Genomic DNA, 17,247 nt, shown 5'->3' on the forward strand with positions numbered 1-17,247 from the left:
TCAGGCCCCCTTGATCGCGTCGCGCAGCATGCCGTACTTGCTGTCCAGGGCTCGCATCGTGAGCTGGTAGCGCATCGTGGTGTCGATGTGCGACAGCGTCTCCTCGTCGAGGTTGACGTTGCTGCCGTTGAGCCGCGTGGGCTCCAGCGAGTTCAGCGTCTCCCGGGAGACGCGGGCCGGCGACTCACCCCGGGCGATCGCGCCGTGCAGCGCCTGCTCGAATTCCACCTTACGGGCCCGGTAGCCGGGGGTTTCGATGTTCGCGATGTTGTTGGCGATGGCGCTCTGCCGGGCGGCCAGACCCGCGGCGGCGACGCGAAGGGAGGACGACGAGAGATCGTCGAACACAGCAGCTCCTTGGATGGGTCCAGGGCGCCGATCCTTGGCTATTTCCTCTGAGCAATCCGTGCTCGTACCATGCAGTTCGGCCTGGCCCGCGATCCGCTGAGCGCGTATCGGTTGCCGCGCGGTTGCACGCAAAAACGTCCCGGAGCCCCCTTGTGCAGGGGACCCCGGGACGTGGGACGCGGTGTCACATGGCGCAGTCGACGTACACGGGCCGCTTGACCATCTCGCCGGTCTCGATCCGCGAGGTCATCGCCATCTGCTGACGGTTGCTCACCAGGCGGCGGGCGATCTCCTCGGCGACCCGCAGCTGGCGGGTGAGGATCTCGTCAGCCCGCGGCTTCAGTTCGAGCGGCAGGGCGCCGAGCTCGGTCGGCGGACGCCACAGGTCGGCCGGCGGCGTCTCGGCGTTCCGGTGCTCGTCGGCCAGCATGGCCTCGACCTGGGCCACATCCAGCTCGAGCTCGTCCAGGGCGGCGGTCCAGGCGCCGCGCCAGTCCGTCATCGCCTCAGCCCGCGACGGCCGCGGCGGCCGCTTCTCGCCAGGTGTCGCGCAGCGGCTCCACCAGGGCCCGGCAGGCCGCGACGCGGTCGGCGTCCTTGTTGATGTTGGCGCCGATCAGCTCGGTGAGCATCCAGCCGTAGAGGTTGGCCAGGGCCGGCGCACCCGACCAGGCGTCGACATCCAGGCTGGTACGCAGCTCCAGAACGATCTCCTGAGCATGGGTGAGCCGCTCGTTGGCCGCGGTGCGCTCCTCGGCGCGCTGATTCTGCTTGCGCTCGCGCTCCTCGGGGTCGCTGACCCACCCCTGCTCCTGCATCCGATGCACGGAACGCAGGGCCTCCTCGGCCTGCATGAGGTCGAGCACGAGCCGGTCGTACAGCATGAGCAGAAGCTTCGCCGGCGAAGCGGTAGTGATCGAATCCTGCAGGTAGCGGTCGCGCAGGTGCGGGGCGGTCATCGGACTCCTCGGTCAGGGGCGGACGGGGCGTACGGGTCAGGAGAGGCCGGCGAGCTGTCCGGCGAGCCAGTTGGACTGGTCCTTGAGCTTGCCGAGCGCGACCTCGAGGTCGGAGTACTCCTTCTGCAGCGCTTCCCGCCGCGCGGCGAGGCGGACATCCCAGTTGCTGATCTGGTCGTTGATCGTGCTGATCTCGTTGTTGCGGTTCAGGATGATCGACTTGATGTTGGTCGTCATCGAGTCGCCGAGGGCTTCCACGGTGTCGCCGAAGCGGATGCCGGCCTTCTGGGCACGGCCGGGGTCCGACGTGTACGTGTTCAGGAACGCGGCCCGGTCGAAGCTGAGCTGACCCGTCGAGTCGAGCTGGATGCCGAGGTCCCGGAGCGTGTGGATCTCGCCGCTGACGTCGATCGGCGGAGTCGCCTTCTTCTCGGGGCTCCAGTCGACACCCCGGCTGATCAGGCTGAGGATCTTCTGCGACATCTCGCGGACGGCGAAGTCACCGGTGAGCGGCGAGCCCTTCTTGGTCGAGGCGTCGTACGCGGTCTGCGTGCCGATCTCGGCGAGCGCCGCGTTGGCCGCGTCCACCATCGCCTGGAACTTGTCGGCGATCGCGTCGCTGTCGTTGGCGACCTCGACCGTGACGCCGTCCTCGACCTTCGACACGGTCAGCGTCACGCCGGCCATCAGCCCGGTGAACGTGTTGGAGCTGCTCGTGAGCTCATATGTGGAGCCGCCACCGCCGGTGACCTTGATCGACGCATCCTCGGCCCAGGTGGTGGACGAAGCGGGGCCCAGGCCGGCGTCCTCGAGGCCGCTGATCACGAAGCCGTTGGCCGTACCGGTGGCCGTGCTGGAGATCTGCAGGACGCCGGCGTTGTCACCGGTCTTCATCACGTACGCGGAGAGGCCGGTGTTGGCCGCGTTGATGGCCTTGGCGATGCCGGCCGCCGACCTGTCGGCGGTGATGTCGATGTCGACCGTCGTGGTGTCTCCGGTCGGGTTGCCCAGGTTGTCGAACACGCCCTTGGTGACTGTGATCTTGGTGGAGTCGGTGATGTCGATCGGTCCCTTGACCGGCTTGTTGTTCGCGTCGACGCCCTTGTCCTCGATCGTGGTGTCCACCGGCAGCGAGGTGAACTGCTTGGTCGCCAGTGCGGTCACGTTGAAGGTGAGGCTGCCGGTGGTGGCGTTGAGGTTGTTCGACGTGGTGGCGGTGACCGATGGCGAGCTCGAGGTCGCCTTGATCGAGCGCCAGGTGCTGAGCTGGCTGATCGCGTCCCCGGCGCTCTTGACCGCGGCCGCCTTGGCGTTGACCGACTGATACGAGGTCACCGCGGTCTGTGCCGTGGTGACCTTGGACTTGAGGCGGGTCTGCGGCTGGGCCTCGACCGTCATGAGCTGGCTGATCAGGGAAGACGTGCTGAGGCCGCTGACGAGTCCGTCAACAGAGCTGGTCACAGTGGCCTGCCTTTCGGTGCGGAAATAGAAGCAGGGGTAGCCGGCGCCGTCTGCCAGCTACCCCCACCTATTCGGCCGTGAGCGTTACGTATTCAGTTCGGAAGGGTGGCAACTCGGTTAGCGGAGCAGCGAGAGCACGTTCTGCGCGGACTGGTTCGCCTGCGACAGCATCGAGGTGCCGGCCTGGGTCAGGATCTGCGCCCGGGTGTACGACACCATCTCCTGCGCCATGTCGGTGTCCCGGATCCGCGACTCCGACGCGGACAGGTTCTCCACCGCGACGTTGAGGTTGTTGATGGTGTGCTCGAACCGGTTCTGGTACGCACCGAGCGAGGCCCGCGAGTCCGACACCGACTGCAGCGCCTTGTCCAGAATCGTGATCGCGCCGTCCGGGTCGCCGGTGAGGTCCAGGGCGGCGGTGCCGAGGCTCTGCGAGTCCACGGCGCCGATCTGGATGTTGATCTTCTGGTTGGCGTTCGCCCCGACCTGGAACGCGCCCTTGTTGCCACCGGTCGGGTCCAGGTCCGTGGTCAGGTCGATGCCGAGCCCGCCGGTGGCGAAGGCGTCGCCGGCCGCGACGGTGGCCGCGGTGGACAGGACAGAGTCGGTGTCGGTGATCGCGAAGTCGCCCGCGCCGCTCATGCCGAAGGTGGTCACGTTGTTGGCGTCGACCTTGGCCGACATGGTGACCTCGTTGCCCTGGAAGCCGCGCGCCTTGAGCGCGTCGGAGATAGCGGAGTTGACGGCCTTGACCAGGTCCTGCGGCGTCGCGTCGGCGTCGAGCGCCTGGATCTCGACGCTGATCGGGAGCGAGGACAGATCGGTCGTACCGGTGTCGTTCGGCGCCTTGGTGAGGCCGGCGACCTTGGTGAGGTCGAAACCCCAGACCATGACGCCGTCGCCACGGTCGCGGGTCGGGGTCGTGATCACGCCGGCCGGGTCGAACGCGGCCATCTTGCCCGTGTCCGTCGCGGCGACCGAGTTGGTGGCGGCGTCGGTGTAGTGGGTCTTCACGGTGGCGCCGAAGGTGCCGTCGAGCAGCTTCTGCTTGCCGAAGGCGGTGGTCGACCCGATCCGGTCGAGTTCGGCGTTGAGCTGTGCCATCTCCTTGTTGGCGGCATCCGCGGCGTCCGCGTCGGTGGCGCCGGAGTTGGACGCCTGGACGGCGAGGTCGCGCATGCGCTGCAGGATCGACGTGACCTCATTCAGCGAGCCCTCGGCGGTCTGCGCGACGCTGACGCCGTCCTGGGTGTTGCGCACGGCGACCTTGAGGCCGCCGATCTGCGCGCGGAGGCCCTCGGAGATCGAGAGGCCGGCCGCGTCGTCCGCCGCCCGGTTGATGCGGAAACCGCTGGACAACTTCTCCAGGGACTTCGACATCTGGCTGTCGGTGACCGACAGGTTCCGGTAGGCGTTCTGCGCGGCGATGTTCTGGTTGATGCGGAGACCCATGAGCTTGTCCTCCTTGATCAGGGTCCGTCCGGCCCGTCCGTGGGGCCGTGGCGTTACACCGGGTCCGATCGGCGTGTCGCCGACGGTCATGAGCAGTCTCCGAGATTTATTCGTCCTTTTCCGGCGAACCGGAAGAAAGCCCGGGAAGGCCCGATCGGGCGAAATCCCTCAGCGGAGCGGCGGACGTGCCGACCTGTCCGAATGAGCGGGCATGTCGAGGGGGCACGCCCGAGACAGGCGAGACGGAGGACCAGGGTGAGCCTGACCGACCTGGCCAGCGTCCTGTGGCGATCACGTGAGCTGCTGGAGATGCTGCTTTTCAAGCTCGAGGAGGAGCAGCTGCTCCTCGCTTCCAATCGCTCGCGCTGGCTCAGCCACGCCACCCGTGAGGTGGAGGTGGTGCTCGACCAGATCCGGCAGACCGAGGTCATCCGGGCGGCGTACTCGCAGGACGTCGCCGTCGAGCTCGGCCTCGACCCCGAGGCATCGCTCGGCGAGCTGGCCGACGCGGCGCCCCCGCCCTGGTCCGACCTGCTTCACCAGCACCGCAAGGCGTTCCTGATGCTCACCTCGGAGATCGGCGCGCTCGCCGATGTCAACCGCGACCTGCTCACCGCCGGCCAGCGGGCGGCACGCGAAACCATGCTCGCGTTCGCCGAAACTGTGGAAACGTACGGACCGCAGGGCCAGACCGTTTCCGGCGGCGTCCGCCGCTCCAGCCTGGTTGATGAGGCGATCTGATGGCTAGCACCTTCGGCAGTATCAACACGGCGCTCACCTCGCTCTACGCACAGCGCCGCGGCCTGGATGTCACCGGGCAGAACATCGCGAACGCCAACACCGAGGGATACACCCGGCAGCGGGTGCGGATGCAGGCGCAGACCGGCAGCCTCAACCCCGGCGTGTACGCCACGACCGATCAGGTCGGCACCGGTGTCACGGTGGCCGCGGTGGAGCGCGGGCGCAACACCTACCTGGAGGCGCGCGGTCGCACCGAGCACGCGAACTCGGCGTATCTGGCCAGCCAGCGGGCCACGTACGACGGTATCGAGAGCGTCCTGGCCGAGCCCAGCGACACCGCCCTGCAAGCCCGGCTGCACGACATGTGGGACGCCTGGAACGACGTGGCCAACAACTGGCAGGACCCGTCGACCCGGACCGCCCTGATCGAGCGCAGCCGGACCGTGGCGATCACGCTGAACGACACGCACGCATCGCTGGCCAACCAGTTCGCCTCGCAGAACGGCGAGATGGGCGCGTTCGTCGATCAGGTCAACGCCATGGCCGCCTCGATCGCCGAGATGAACCACGAGATCGTCATCGCGCAGCAGTCCGGCCTGCCCGCCAACGAGCTCCAGGACCAGCGCGACCGCAACATCATGCAGCTCTCCGAGCTGGTCGGCGCGAGCGCGCAGGCCAAGCCGAACGGCGGCGTCAACGTCTACGTGGGCAACACCGCGCTGGTCGAAGGCTTCACCGCCCGCTCCCTCAAGCTCACCGGCCCCACCACCCTCGACGGCATCAACGCCGCCAACCAGGTGGCGCTGCAATGGACCGACACCAAGGAGAACGCCACTCCCGGCGGCACCATGGGCGCCATGCTCGACACGATGAACACCATCATCCCGGGCATCCTCACCGACCTGGACGCGGTCGCGAAGAGCATCCACGACACCGTGAACGCCGCTCAGTCGGGCGGGTTCACCATGGACGGCACCCCGGGCGCGAACTTCTTCACCGGCACGACGGCGGCCACGATCGACGTCGCGATCACCGATCCGGCGCAGGTCGCGTTCTCGGCCGGCGACCCCAACGACCCGACCGCGCCGGCGCTCGACCACAACGTCGCCGACGCGCTCGCCGACGTCGGGAATTCCGCCACCGGCCCGGATGCCGCCTACCAGGCGATGATCGGCCGGCTCGGCGTCGCGGCGCAGGCGGCGTCCCGCCGCAGCGAGATCCAGGATGCCGTACGGGACCAGGTCGACGTTTCCCGCGAGGGGGAGTCCGGCGTGAATCTCGACGAAGAAATGACCCATCTGCTCACCTATCAGCGCGGTTACGAGGCGGCCTCGCGCGTGCTCACCACGATCGACTCGATGCTCGATCAGCTGATCAACCGAACGGGCCTGGTGGGCCGCTAATCGGGGAGTAACCATGACAATTCCCAGCAGGGTCACCGATACCAGCTTGATGAACAAGGCGCTGGGCGACCTGCAACGGTCGCTGGCGCGTGGACAGAAGCTCCAGTCGCAGATCTCCGGCGGCAAGATGCTGACCCGGCCGTCGGATTCGCCGACCGGCACGGTGACGTCGCTGCAACTGCGCGGCGAGGTGCGGGCGACCCAGCAGTACGGGCGCAACGCCGACGACGGGCTCGGCTGGCTCGGCACCATTCAGGACACTCTCGGCGGCGCGTCCACTTCGATCATTCGGGTGCGCGACCTGACCGTCCAGGCGCTCAGCTCGGGCAACAGCGACCAGTCCCGTGAGGCGCTGGCCGTGGAGATCGACAACATCCGCCAGACGCTGCTCGGCCAGGCCAACGCCAAGTACATGAACCGCCCGGTCTTCGGCGGCACCACCCCGGGCTCGGTGGCGTACGAGCCGAACACGGTGACCGGCGAGTACGAGTTCGTCGGCAACAAGAACCCGACGACGCGGACGGTCGGCCCGAACGCCAAGGTGCGCATCGAGACCTCCGGCCCCGAGGCGTTCGGCGCTCCGGGCACGGACACCGAGTTGTTCACGGTTCTCGACACCATTGCGAAGAGCATCCGGAACAACGATCAGGATACTCTTAACAAGAGCCTGGAAAATCTCGATACCGCCCACGATTTACTAAAATCCGCGCTTTCGGACGTAGGCGCCCGATATAATCGGGTTGAACAGATGAAGCAGTCCGCAGACGACCATCTGTTATCCGTGTCGTCGCAACTGTCCGACATCGAGGATGTCGACCTGCCCAAGGCGATCATGGAACTGCAGATCCAGCAGACCTCGTACCAGGCCGCCCTGGCCGCCACGGCCAAGGTGATCCAGCCCTCGCTCATCGATTTCCTGAGGTGACCATGAGTACTCGCACCGCGTCCCGACCGATTGAGGCCACGATGATCGACCCATCGCTGGGTCTGCCGACCATCACCATGGCGGTCCCCATGCCCGGGTTCCCGGCACACCGGGAGTTCGTCCTGGTGCGGCTCAACGACGACGGACTGCTCTACGCCTTCACGTCCATCCAGGACCCGGAGCTGCGCTTCCTCGTGGCCCCGCCGGAGCCGTTCTTCCCGGACTACGCCCCGGAGATCGAGAACGAGGTGTTCGCGGCCCTGAACACCAAGGACCCCGACCGCCTGCTGCTGATGACCGTCATCACGGCCGGCGTGGACGAGACCACGGCCAACCTGCTGGCGCCTATCGTTCTCGACCGGGACAGCATGCGGGCCATGCAGGTGGTGCTCAGCGGCTCCGGGTACCCGGTGCGCGCGATCATGCACCGGGCCTACTGACGTCCCGTCGCCGGCGCGGTCGCCGGGACTGCGGATGGAGGAGGGCACCGGACGATGCTTGTGCTGACCCGGCGGGCGGGGGAAAGCGTGATGATCGGCAACGACGTGATCATCACCGTGCTCGAGGCGCGCGGGGACGTCATCCGCCTGGGCATCCAGGCCCCGCGCGACGTGCAGGTCCATCGCGAGGAAGTGTTCCGGGAATTGCAGGCGGCCAACCGGGAGGCGGCCTCACCCACCGAGGACGCGGTCCGGGCGGTGGCCGAGATGCTGCAGACGCCGGAGGAGTGACAGCCGACTCCTCCGGCCCGCGCGGTCAAGAAAAACGCGGTCCAAGCGAAACCGACCTGCACCGCCCGCAGACCACGCTTGTCAACCCCTGCACCCCACTCTGTTTCAGGACGGGAAGAGCCCGTCGACTCGGAGCCGGGGAGCGACAGGTGGACGCAGAGCGGGAATCGGTGATCGATGCCCTGGACCTGACGGTGGACGCGCATGTGCACACCGGCTTCGCGGCCGGCCGGGACAGCGTCGGCGTCGTGGTCTCGGCCGCCGACCAGGCCGGCCTCACCGCGCTCACCTTCGCCGATCAGGTCGGCCCGGACACCACGTGGCTGTCCGCGTACGCCGACGCCGTCCGCCGGGCCCGCCAGCGCACCGAGATGTCGCTGCGGGTCGCCGCCGAGGTCGAGGTCGTCCAGCCGGACGGCTGGCTGGCCTGGCCGGCCGACCTCAGGCACCTCGAGGCGGTCTCGGTCGCGGTCTCCCGGCTGCCGTTGCCGGGCGGCCTGTACGGACCGCGGGACGTGCGCGCCATGCTGGCCGCCGGCGAGCTCAGCCCGGAGCGGGTCGCCGAGGCTCTGGTCGGCGCCACGGTGCAGGGCATCGAGCGCGCCTCCCGGTACGCGCCGGCTCAGCTCGCCCGCCCGCTGAGCCTGCTCGCCCAGGTGGGCCTGGACGACGCCGTGATCACCCCGGACCTGGTCTCCGCCCTCGCCGCCGCCTGCCGTGAGACCGGCACGGTGGTCGAGGTCAGCGAGGCGTGGCGCTGCCCGTCCGCCCGGCTGGTGGCGTTGCTGCGCGCGGCCCGGGTGACGCTCGTGCCGGCGAGTGACGCCCGGTACGCCGGCGAAGTGGGTCACTGGCAGTACCTGCGCCGGGTCTGACTCCCAAACGGCCCGAAAGCAAACACGATCAGTAGTCATCTCCGTACGCTCGGTCATGCCGGAATCATCCAAGGCATGGGAGAGATGCGATGAGTATGGTTCAGCAGGCCATCGAGGTGAGTGCGCCGCTGCACACGGTGTACGAACAGCTCGCCGCGTTCGAGAACTACCCGCGGTTCATGAGCGGGGTCCGCGAGGTCACCACGGTCGGCGGCGATCAGACGCACTGGATCATGGAGGTCGACGGCAAGCGCCGCGAGTTCGACGCGCGGATCACCGAGCGCTCCCTCGACGAGCGCGTCGCCTGGGCGACGACCGAGGGACCGCTGCTCGCCGAGACACTCACGCTGCGTCCGCTGGGCGAGACGAAGACTCAGGTCGTGGCGCAGCTCGAGGCGGACATCGCGTTTCTCATGCCGAGCGACCGGCACGGCCAGGCCTCGCTCACCAGGCGGCTCAAGGAGGACCTGACCACCTTCAAGGGCCTGGTGGAGAGCGGCGTGCTGGGCGGGCGCCCCAAGGCGGTGGGCACCCGGCCGTCGCCGAAGCGCCCGACCGTCGGCGCGAGCACGAAGCGGCTGTCGAGCATGAACAACGCCGCGGCCAGCCCGGCCGCGGTGGCGGCCCGGATCCGCAACCAGAACCCGCATACCGGCGCCGGCTGGGGCACGAGCGCGGCCGAGCGGAGCACCGCCAGCCGGGCCAACCTGCCCCGGCACGACCTCGGGGCCGGGGCCGGCACCAACGTGGACATCACCTCGGCACCGGGCATCACGAGCGAGCACGACCTGGACGACGTGCTGGCGCCGGGCCGCCGGGTCGCCAAGTCCGGCCCGATCAGCGGCGGCGCGGCCGGCACCGCGCCGATGGGCGGGCGCACCACGCACAGGGACACCTGGGGCGACGGCATGATCAACGAAGAGGAACGGGGCTCCGGGGGCGTCTAGATCGGCGGGGAGTCTAGATCGGCGGGGGAGTCTAGATCGGCGCCGCCTCCAGCGTCACGACGAGGCGTGCCCCGCGCGGCTCGGCCCGCTCGTAGCGGACCGAGCCGCCGTTCGCCTCGACCAGGTGCCGCACGATGAACAGGCCGAGCCCGGCCCCGCGCACGAATCGGCCGAACAGGCTCGGCACCAGCTCCTCCGGCACGCCCGGCCCGCTGTCCTGCACGACGAGGTCGACCAGGTCGCCGCGGCGCCGGGCGGCGATCCGCACCGGTGGGTCGCCGTACGCGAGCGCGTTGGCGACCAGGTTCTGGGTGACCACCCGCAGGTGCCCCGAGTCGGCCAGCACGGCGAGGTCCTCCTCGATGGCGATCTCGAGGTCCGCGCCGGCGGCCGCCGCGGCCTGCGCGGCGACCTCGAGCAGCGGCACCGGCGCGCGCCGGGCGGTCACCGACCCGGTGTCCAGCCGGAACAGCAGCTGCAGGTCGTTCATCATCTTGATCAGCCGCTGGGTGTTCTTGTCGATCTTGGTGGCCAGCTCGAGCCGGATGTCGTCGGGCAGGTCGGCCCAGTCGGCCCGGAGCAGCTCGGCCAGGCTCGCGATCGAGCTGATCGGCTGCGCCACATCGTGGGTGAGCATCGAGGTCAGGTCGTTCTTGAAGGCCAGCGCCGCCTCGAGCCGGGCGTTCGCGTCGCGCAGCTCGGCGTTCTGCGCCCCGAGCGAGTCCTCGGCCTGTTTGCGGTCGCCGATGTCGACGTACGTCGCCACGTACGCCCGCGGCGCGCCCTCCTCGTCCGGGATGGCGGCCACCGTCGCCAGCACCGGGACGGCCGTCCCGTCCACGCGCGGCATCAGCCAGTCGCCGCTGCCGGACGGCGGGAGCTGCGGGTCGATGCGGATCGGCTCGTCCGGCCCGTGCCCGGTCAGCTCCCGCCAGCGCCGGTTGACGTCGATGACCCGGTGATTGGCGTCGAGCACCATCACGGCCTCGTTCATCGACTGCAACAGGGTGGCCGCGAACTCCTGCCGGTCGCGCAGCTCGCCGACCAGCCGCCGCTGCCGCCGGTCGGCGCGGTCGAGCGTGCGCACCAGATAGCCGACGAGCCCGAGCAATGCGAGCGCGGCGAGCACCGCGCCGGTGCTGATCGCGGCGGCCGGGCGGCCGATGCCGCTGCGCGCGGCGAGGGCGCTGACCAGCGCCGCGAGGGCCGGCGCGGCGATCAGCAAGGGGAGCGTCCGGCGCAGGGTGGTGCCCGGCCCGGCGACCGTGTCGGCGGTGCGCAGCGGGCCGGTCTCGGGACGGGCCAGTATCGTGCCGAGGGCGAGGGCGAGCAGCCCGCCGGCCGCCGCCGGGGCCATCACGCCGCCGGGACCGCGGCCGGGCGGAAAGGTCGGATCGAACATCCGCGGCACGAGCGCGACCAGCGCGATGGTCGCCGTCCCCGCCACCAGCGGGTCGGCGACCCGCAAGCGCGACCGTGCGACCCGGAGGTCGAGGCACGCCAGGCCGAGTCCGGCGAGCACGGTGGCCACGGCCGCGGCCGGATGGCGGGCCAGCGAGGCGGCGCCGATCGCGGCGGCGAGCAGGGCGAGCAGGAGCGCCGGCACGCGTACGGCCCGGCGGGCGCCGGGCAGCGCGAGCAGCAGCAGCGCCGTCCCGGCCGGAACGAGCGCGGCCGCCGGGTCGGAGAGAGCTCCGGCCGGCGGCCATGGTGGTGCGACAAGCCCGATCACGGCGACCGCGACGCCGGCGCACCCGGCGGTCAGCCGGGAGAGCCTGCCCAGGTCACGGGTCCGTATTCGCACACAATTCCCCTTATATGAGAGGAATTGAGCATATCGCGGCGTATGAGGTCAAGCGGTTACTTGCCCGCCCACTCGAAGCCCTCCTCGAGCACGACGCGCTCGGCGACCCGGACGATGTCGTCCCGGAGGCGGTTGGCGTGGTGACCGCAGAAGGACAGCTCGCCGCCGCTGGTCAGGCTCACCACCAGCTTCGCCGCCGCGCCGCAACGGTCACAGCGGTCGGTCAGCTCGGCGGACGTGGTGATCTCGGGCGACAGCAGGCTGGTCATATCGCTCTCCTTGCTCGGTGGCGGTGTGCAGCGGTACAGCGGGTAGATCGGCCCTCCGACGCACAGCCTTAGCTCTTTCCCTCCGGTCTTCCCGTCCGTCCGCGCTGGGCGAAACGCGACGAAAGTCCTTGCACCACAGCCGCCACCGGAAGGAACCCGGCCCTGCAAGGCGGCCTACCCACCATTTCCCACGAAGGAGGTCATCCAACCGAGAGGACCGTCACTTTGCGTATCGACACCGGCCGTGTCGCCGCTGGCGTCGCATTGCTCATCGGCGCCGCCACCACACTCTGCGGAGGGGCTGCCGCCGTGGCCGCCCCGCCCGTCGCGCCCACCGGCGTCATCCTCGACGCCGGCTCCGCCGACGTCATCGCGAACAGCTACATCGTGGTGCTCCAGCCGGGTGATTCCGGCGTCGGCGCCGTCTCGCGCCGGCTCATTCAACGGTACGGCGGCCAGATCGCCGACACCTATACATCCGCCGTACGCGGCTTCCACGCCACCATGACCGAGACCCAGGCCGCGCGGCTCGCCGCCGATCCGGCCGTCCGGTACGTCGAACAGGACGCCACCGTCGCCACCACCGCCGCACCGGCCTGGGGACTGGACCGCATCGACCAGCGCGCCCTGCCGCTGTCGAAGTCGTACACGGCGCCCGCGGCCGCCGGCGTCACCGCATACGTGATCGACACCGGCGTCCGGACCACCCACCGGGAGTTCGGCGGCCGGGCGGCGAGTGGCTGGGACTTCGTCGACGACGACGCCCGGGCCGACGACTGCAAGGGACACGGCACCCATGTGGCCGGCACGATCGGCGGCGCCACCTACGGCGTCGCCAAGGGCGTCAAGCTGGTCTCGGTGCGCGTGCTCGACTGCAAGGGCAGCGGGACGTACTCGAACATCATCGCCGGCGTCGACTGGGTCACCGCGCACGCCGTGAAGCCGGCCGTGGCCAACATGAGCCTCGGCGGCACGGTCAGCAAGGCGCTCGACGACGCCGTCGACCGCTCGATCGCCAAGGGCATCACGTACGTCGTCGCGGCCGGCAACGACCACCGGGACGCGTGCAAGCAGTCGCCGGCCCACGACCCGAACACCATCACGGTGGGCGCGACCGACCAGAAAGACACCCGCGCCACGTTCTCGAACTATGGGTCCTGTCTCGACATCTTCGCGCCCGGAGTCCGGATCCCGTCCGCGGCGGGTGACTCCAACACCGGCACGAAGCTGATGAGCGGCACCTCGATGGCGAGCCCGCACGTGGCCGGCGCGGCGGCGCTGGTGCTGGCCGCCCACCCGAACTGGACGCCGGCCCAGGTGCGCACCGAGCTGGTCGGCCGCGCCGGATCCGGCCTGGTGCGCAACCCGGGCGCCGGCTCGCCGAACAAGCTGCTCTTCACCGGCGAGGCGCCGGCGAAGGCCCGCTCAAACCGCTGACCGGCCGCCGAGCGGACGGGATGTGGCAAAGGCCGGTTGGTGCAACCTGGCGCCGATAGCTTGAAGGAACCCGACGCGTACCGGAGGTGCACCCATGCCGCAGACGCCCGGCGCGGATGACCGGCCGACAGTTCTCGTCGTCGACGACGAGGAGGATCTCCGCGACATCATGCGGCGGATGCTCGAACGCCGCGGCTTCGCGACCCTGGTCGCGGGCGACCCCGAGCAGGCCATCGCGCTCTGCCGGGAGCATCCCGGCGAGATCGACGTCCTGGTCACCGACCTGGGCCTGCCCGGGGTGTCCGGTGGCGAGCTGTCCCGCTCCGCCACCGAGCTGCGTCCCGCCATGCGGGTCGTCTACATCTCCGGCCTGCCCAAGGAGATGGCCGTCGCCGACGGCCTGATCGAGCCGGACGCGCTGCTGGTCAAGAAGCCGTTCAGCACCGAGCTGCTCATCGAGGCGCTGCGCTCGGTGCTGTCCGAGAAGGCCACACCCTAGATATAGAGGTACGGAAAGCGCCGCCGTCGATCTGACGGCGGCGCTTTTCTGCGCCCCGACTGTCCACATTGTCCGCACCCCATCTGCACCCCCGCATACAACTGGCCGGCACCCGCACCGGCCGACCGTGGAGTTCGAACGAAGAATTCGACTATTCACGGGGGTAAGCACGTGGGTGCCAGAAAGACAGCGATCGGGGCCGCGGCGATCGGGGCGGCGGTGAGCGCCGGCTTCGCGATCCCGGGCATGGCGGACGCGGCGACCACGCCGGCGATCCGCACTGTCTTCGCGGGCGACGACGCGTACGTGTCCAGCACGCGCACGAAGACCAACTTCGGCGCGGCCGAGAAGCTCGTGGTGGGCACCGTCGACGGCGAGACCAAGACGTCGTTCGTACGGTTCGCGACCGGTTCGTTCCCGGCCGGCGCGGCGATCACCAACGCCCGCCTGATCCTGCCGTACGACGCGAAGCCGGAGACGGCCCGGGTCAGCGTGTACCCGGTGACCGGCGCCTGGTCGGAGAACACGATCACCGGCGGCAGCCGGCCGGCGGTCGGCGCGGCGGCGGTCGGCTCGGCCGTGCCGCGGACCACCGACTCCTCCGTGACGATCGACCTCACCGGTACGGTCACCCAGGCCGGGACGTATGCGTTCGCGCTGCGCTCGGCGTCGGCCACCGCCATGACCCGGTTCCTGTCGGCCGAGTCCGGCGACGGGAAGACGGCCGGCCCGCGCCTGGTGATCAACTACGTCCCGGCGGCCGAGGCGACCACGCCGCCGTCGACCAAGCCCCCGGCGATCACACCCCCGGCGACCACGACGCCCGCCCCAGCCCCGACGGCCGATCCGGACTCGTGCGTCACCGGCGCCCTGCTCGTGCCGAGCTGCGGCGTGCTGTGGGGCGCGGCGGCCGGCGGTTTCACCGACACCCCGCGCGACACCGCACTCAAGGAGTGGGAGGCCCGCACCGGCCGCACCTCGACGATCTACCACACCTACCACAAGGGCGACGAGAAGTTCCCGACCAAGGCCGAGATCGCGATGACCCGCGACGCCGCGCGCCCCCGGGTCCTGCTGCTCAACTGGAAGGTCGCCTACGGCACCACGTGGGCCAAGGTCGCGTCCGGCGCCAAGGACGCGCGGATCGACGCGTGGGCCGCGTACGTCAAGGCCAACTACGGCGACCAGAAGTTTTTCCTGGCCCTGCACCACGAGCCGGAGAACGACGTCAAGCCGGCCGCCGGCTCCGGCATGACCGCCAAGGACTACTCGGCCATGTACCGGCACGTCATCCAGCGGCTCCGCGCCAAGGGCGTGACCAATGTGGTCAACGTGCTGGCGCTGATGGGCAACGAGAAGTGGATGGCGCAGTCCTGGTGGAAGGACCTCTACCCGGGTGACGACGTCGTCGACTGGATCGGCCTCGACTCGTACGTGAGCGTCGAGAAGGGCTACTACCACTTCGGCGACTTCGGCAGCCTGCTGGACCGCCAGCCCACCGGCGGCGGCCTCGGCTTCTACGACTGGTCGGTCAAGAACCACCCGACCAAGCCGATCATGGTGGCCGAGTGGGGCATGTACCACCGGGTCAAGTACCCGACCAGCAAGGCCGCCGCGTTCGCCACCGTGGTGCCCGAGCTGGCGAAGCACCCGAAGGTGAAGGCGATCGTCTACTTCGACACCGCGAAGGACGACGAGGGCGACCGCAACATCGCGGTCGACTCGACCGCCGACAGCCTCGCCGCGTTCAAGAAGGCCGCGGCGTCGCCGATCTTCAACGTCAAGATCAAGAACTAGAAGGCTTTACTCACCCCCCTGGGGTCGGGCCGGTCCGCTGCGGAGGACCGGCCCGACCTCGTTCCCGGCCACGGAACCGTCAGTTCGCCGCGCCCCCAGCGGGCCGGCCCGTCCCGCACCGGCCAGTCGTCGCGCATCCGGCGGCAGGTCGCCAGCCAGCGCTGCCGCGGCCCGAACGGCGTCGCCGACGACTCCCAGGCCCGGCCGAGCGCCCGCAGCAGCTCGTGGATCGGCTCGCCGTCGACGTTGTGATGGATCAGCGCCTTGGGCAGCCGCTCGGCGAACCGGGCCGGATGGTCCAGATCGGACAGCCGGGCCGAGAACGTCAGCGTCGCCGGCTCGCCGTGCTCGACCACCGCCCAGGTCGCTATCCGGCCCAGCTCGTCGCAGGTGCCCTCGACCAGCAGCGCCCCGGTCGCGGTCATCTGCCGCCAGGCCACCGCCACCTCCGGCTCGGGGTACTGCCGCAGCACATTGAACGCCCGCACGACCACCGGGCGCAGGCCGGCGAGCTCGAAGCCGCCGCGGCGGAACTCGAGACCGGGTGGGTCGGCGAAGGGGAGCGCCGCGTCCACCCGTACCGGATCGATCTCCAGACCCACGACCGCGACGTCCGCCCGGACGGCCGTCGCCAGACGGCCGCGCAACTCCACCGCCGTGACCGGCGTCGCACCGTAACCCAGGTCGACGACCAGTGGTTCGGTGGCCGCGCGGAGGAGGTCGCCGCAGCGGTACGCGATGAAGTTGTCCACGCGGCGCAACCGGTTGGGATTCGTCGTCCCCCGGGTGATCGCGCCGAGTGGATGGGTCATTTCTCCCGGACGACCTTGTGCTGCGCGGCCTGCGCGATCGGGCGCACCACCAGCCGGTCGATGTTGACGTGGTGGGCGCGGGTCGCCATGAACGCGATGCAGTCGGCGATGTCGTCGGCCACCAGCGGCTCGCGCACGCCCTGGTAGACCGCGTCGGCCCGGGCCCGATCGCCACCCAGGCGGTTGAGCGCGAACTCGTCGGTGCGCACCATTCCAGGATCAATTTCCATGACGCGTACGGGTTTGCCGGCGAGCTCCAGCCGCAGCGTCCCCATCAGCGCGTTCTCCGCGTGCTTGGCCGCCGTGTACCCGCCGCCGGTCTCGTAGACCACGAACCCCGCGGTCGAGCCGACCGTCACGATCGTCCCCCGCCCGCTCGCCTCGAGCGCCGGCAGCAGCGCCTTGGTGACCCGCAGCGTGCCGAGCACGTTCACGTCGTACATCCACTGCCAGTCGTCGACCGAGCCGTTCGCCACCTCGTCGGCCCCGCGCGCGCCGCCGGCGTTGTTGACCAGCAGGGTGAGCGTGCCGTCGAGGCCCGCCACCGCCGCCGCCAGCCGGGCCACCGAGGTGTCGTCGGTGACGTCGCACTCGACCGCGGTCGCCGTGCCGATCTCCTTGACCAGCGCCTCGAGCCGATCGACGCGCCGGGCCGCGGCGACCACGTGGAAACCTTCCCCGGCCAGGCGGCGGGCCGTGGCCGCGCCGATTCCGCTCGATGCACCCGTCACCACTGCGATGTTCACCATGCCTCCATCTTTCCCGATGACTTGAGTCACCCCCGGCC

At 70.0% G+C, this 17,247-nt stretch carries 19 protein-coding genes; 10 read left to right on the top strand and 9 right to left on the bottom strand.

Annotation, left to right across the window (positions count from 1 at the left end; translation table 11 throughout):
* The 5 genes from flgB to ACFQS1_RS08320 all read right to left on the bottom strand — a co-directional run bounded on the left by flgB (position 1) and on the right by ACFQS1_RS08320 (position 4,220).
* On the bottom strand, positions 1 to 348 hold the full coding sequence (gene flgB, locus ACFQS1_RS08300; RefSeq protein ID WP_378965608.1) for a flagellar basal body rod protein FlgB: 348 nt from the start codon (positions 346 to 348) through the stop codon (positions 1 to 3).
* Positions 349 to 532: 184 nt separating this feature from the next.
* Positions 533 to 850 carry a hypothetical protein gene (locus ACFQS1_RS08305; protein WP_378965609.1) on the bottom strand — a complete coding sequence of 106 codons (318 nt, stop codon included), beginning with the start codon at positions 848 to 850 and terminating at the stop codon, positions 533 to 535.
* Positions 851 to 854: 4 nt separating this feature from the next.
* A complete protein-coding gene (locus tag ACFQS1_RS08310; protein ID WP_378965610.1) occupies positions 855 to 1,307 on the bottom strand; it encodes a flagellar export chaperone FliS in 453 nt (150 codons plus the stop codon).
* A gap of 36 nt (positions 1,308 to 1,343) precedes the next feature.
* Positions 1,344 to 2,768, bottom strand: coding sequence for a flagellar filament capping protein FliD (gene fliD / locus ACFQS1_RS08315; RefSeq protein ID WP_378965611.1), 1,425 nt, complete (start codon positions 2,766 to 2,768; stop codon positions 1,344 to 1,346).
* 117 nt (positions 2,769 to 2,885) lie between these two features.
* Positions 2,886 to 4,220 carry a flagellin N-terminal helical domain-containing protein gene (locus ACFQS1_RS08320; protein ID WP_378965612.1) on the bottom strand — a complete coding sequence of 445 codons (1,335 nt, stop codon included), beginning with the start codon at positions 4,218 to 4,220 and terminating at the stop codon, positions 2,886 to 2,888.
* 255 nt (positions 4,221 to 4,475) lie between these two features.
* Between ACFQS1_RS08320 and ACFQS1_RS08325 the strand changes: the two genes are divergently transcribed.
* The 7 genes from ACFQS1_RS08325 (at position 4,476) to ACFQS1_RS08355 (ending at position 9,842) form a co-directional block, all read left to right on the top strand.
* A complete protein-coding gene (locus ACFQS1_RS08325) occupies positions 4,476 to 4,961 on the top strand; it encodes a flagellar protein FlgN (protein ID WP_378965613.1) in 486 nt (161 codons plus the stop codon).
* On the top strand, positions 4,961 to 6,364 hold the full coding sequence (gene flgK / locus ACFQS1_RS08330) for a flagellar hook-associated protein FlgK (RefSeq protein WP_378965614.1): 1,404 nt from the start codon (positions 4,961 to 4,963) through the stop codon (positions 6,362 to 6,364). Before ACFQS1_RS08325 ends, flgK begins: the two co-directional genes overlap by 1 nt.
* Before the next feature lie 13 nt (positions 6,365 to 6,377).
* Positions 6,378 to 7,289: a flagellin N-terminal helical domain-containing protein gene (locus ACFQS1_RS08335; RefSeq protein WP_378965615.1), complete on the top strand. Its 912-nt coding sequence runs from the start codon at positions 6,378 to 6,380 to the stop codon at positions 7,287 to 7,289.
* Positions 7,290 to 7,330: 41 nt separating this feature from the next.
* Positions 7,331 to 7,729: a flagellar assembly protein FliW gene (fliW, locus tag ACFQS1_RS08340; RefSeq protein WP_378965616.1), complete on the top strand. Its 399-nt coding sequence runs from the start codon at positions 7,331 to 7,333 to the stop codon at positions 7,727 to 7,729.
* 54 nt (positions 7,730 to 7,783) lie between these two features.
* Positions 7,784 to 8,020 (top strand): carbon storage regulator CsrA, encoded by a 237-nt coding sequence (gene csrA, locus ACFQS1_RS08345; protein WP_378965617.1) that lies wholly within the window; start codon positions 7,784 to 7,786, stop codon positions 8,018 to 8,020.
* A gap of 149 nt (positions 8,021 to 8,169) precedes the next feature.
* Entirely contained in the window at positions 8,170 to 8,895 is a 726-nt protein-coding gene (locus ACFQS1_RS08350; protein ID WP_378965618.1) for a hydrolase, read from the top strand.
* A gap of 89 nt (positions 8,896 to 8,984) precedes the next feature.
* On the top strand, positions 8,985 to 9,842 hold the full coding sequence (locus ACFQS1_RS08355) for an SRPBCC family protein (RefSeq protein ID WP_378965619.1): 858 nt from the start codon (positions 8,985 to 8,987) through the stop codon (positions 9,840 to 9,842).
* Positions 9,843 to 9,873: 31 nt separating this feature from the next.
* Here ACFQS1_RS08355 and ACFQS1_RS08360 read toward each other — a convergent pair whose 3' ends face one another.
* Both ACFQS1_RS08360 and ACFQS1_RS08365 read right to left on the bottom strand, forming a co-directional pair.
* Positions 9,874 to 11,646, bottom strand: coding sequence for a sensor histidine kinase (locus ACFQS1_RS08360; RefSeq protein WP_378965620.1), 1,773 nt, complete (start codon positions 11,644 to 11,646; stop codon positions 9,874 to 9,876).
* A gap of 56 nt (positions 11,647 to 11,702) precedes the next feature.
* Positions 11,703 to 11,915, bottom strand: coding sequence for a DUF7455 domain-containing protein (locus tag ACFQS1_RS08365; RefSeq protein WP_378965621.1), 213 nt, complete (start codon positions 11,913 to 11,915; stop codon positions 11,703 to 11,705).
* 309 nt (positions 11,916 to 12,224) lie between these two features.
* Between ACFQS1_RS08365 and ACFQS1_RS08370 the strand changes: the two genes are divergently transcribed.
* The 3 genes from ACFQS1_RS08370 to ACFQS1_RS08380 all read left to right on the top strand — a co-directional run bounded on the left by ACFQS1_RS08370 (position 12,225) and on the right by ACFQS1_RS08380 (position 15,648).
* Positions 12,225 to 13,352: a S8 family peptidase gene (locus tag ACFQS1_RS08370; protein WP_378965622.1), complete on the top strand. Its 1,128-nt coding sequence runs from the start codon at positions 12,225 to 12,227 to the stop codon at positions 13,350 to 13,352.
* A gap of 94 nt (positions 13,353 to 13,446) precedes the next feature.
* A complete protein-coding gene (locus ACFQS1_RS08375) occupies positions 13,447 to 13,851 on the top strand; it encodes a response regulator (RefSeq protein WP_378965623.1) in 405 nt (134 codons plus the stop codon).
* A 171-nt stretch (positions 13,852 to 14,022) separates the two neighbouring features.
* Complete coding sequence (locus ACFQS1_RS08380) at positions 14,023 to 15,648, top strand: DNRLRE domain-containing protein (protein ID WP_378965624.1); 1,626 nt, start codon at positions 14,023 to 14,025, stop codon at positions 15,646 to 15,648.
* Here the strand turns inward: ACFQS1_RS08380 and ACFQS1_RS08385 are convergent.
* Together ACFQS1_RS08385 and ACFQS1_RS08390 are read right to left on the bottom strand one after the other, a co-directional pair.
* Positions 15,645 to 16,460, bottom strand: a complete 816-nt coding sequence (locus ACFQS1_RS08385) for a class I SAM-dependent methyltransferase (protein WP_378965625.1) — start codon at positions 16,458 to 16,460, stop codon at positions 15,645 to 15,647. The two genes, ACFQS1_RS08380 and ACFQS1_RS08385, sit on opposite strands and share 4 nt — an antisense overlap.
* The gene (locus tag ACFQS1_RS08390) at positions 16,457 to 17,209 is read right to left on the bottom strand and encodes an SDR family oxidoreductase (RefSeq protein ID WP_378965626.1); all 753 of its coding nucleotides are present in this window, start codon (positions 17,207 to 17,209) and stop codon (positions 16,457 to 16,459) included. The genes ACFQS1_RS08385 and ACFQS1_RS08390 overlap by 4 nt, the downstream gene beginning before the upstream one ends.
* Positions 17,210 to 17,247 lie beyond the last annotated feature (38 nt).

Source organism: Paractinoplanes rhizophilus (genome assembly GCF_042664765.1).
GTDB classification, from domain to species: domain Bacteria; phylum Actinomycetota; class Actinomycetes; order Mycobacteriales; family Micromonosporaceae; genus Actinoplanes; species Actinoplanes rhizophilus.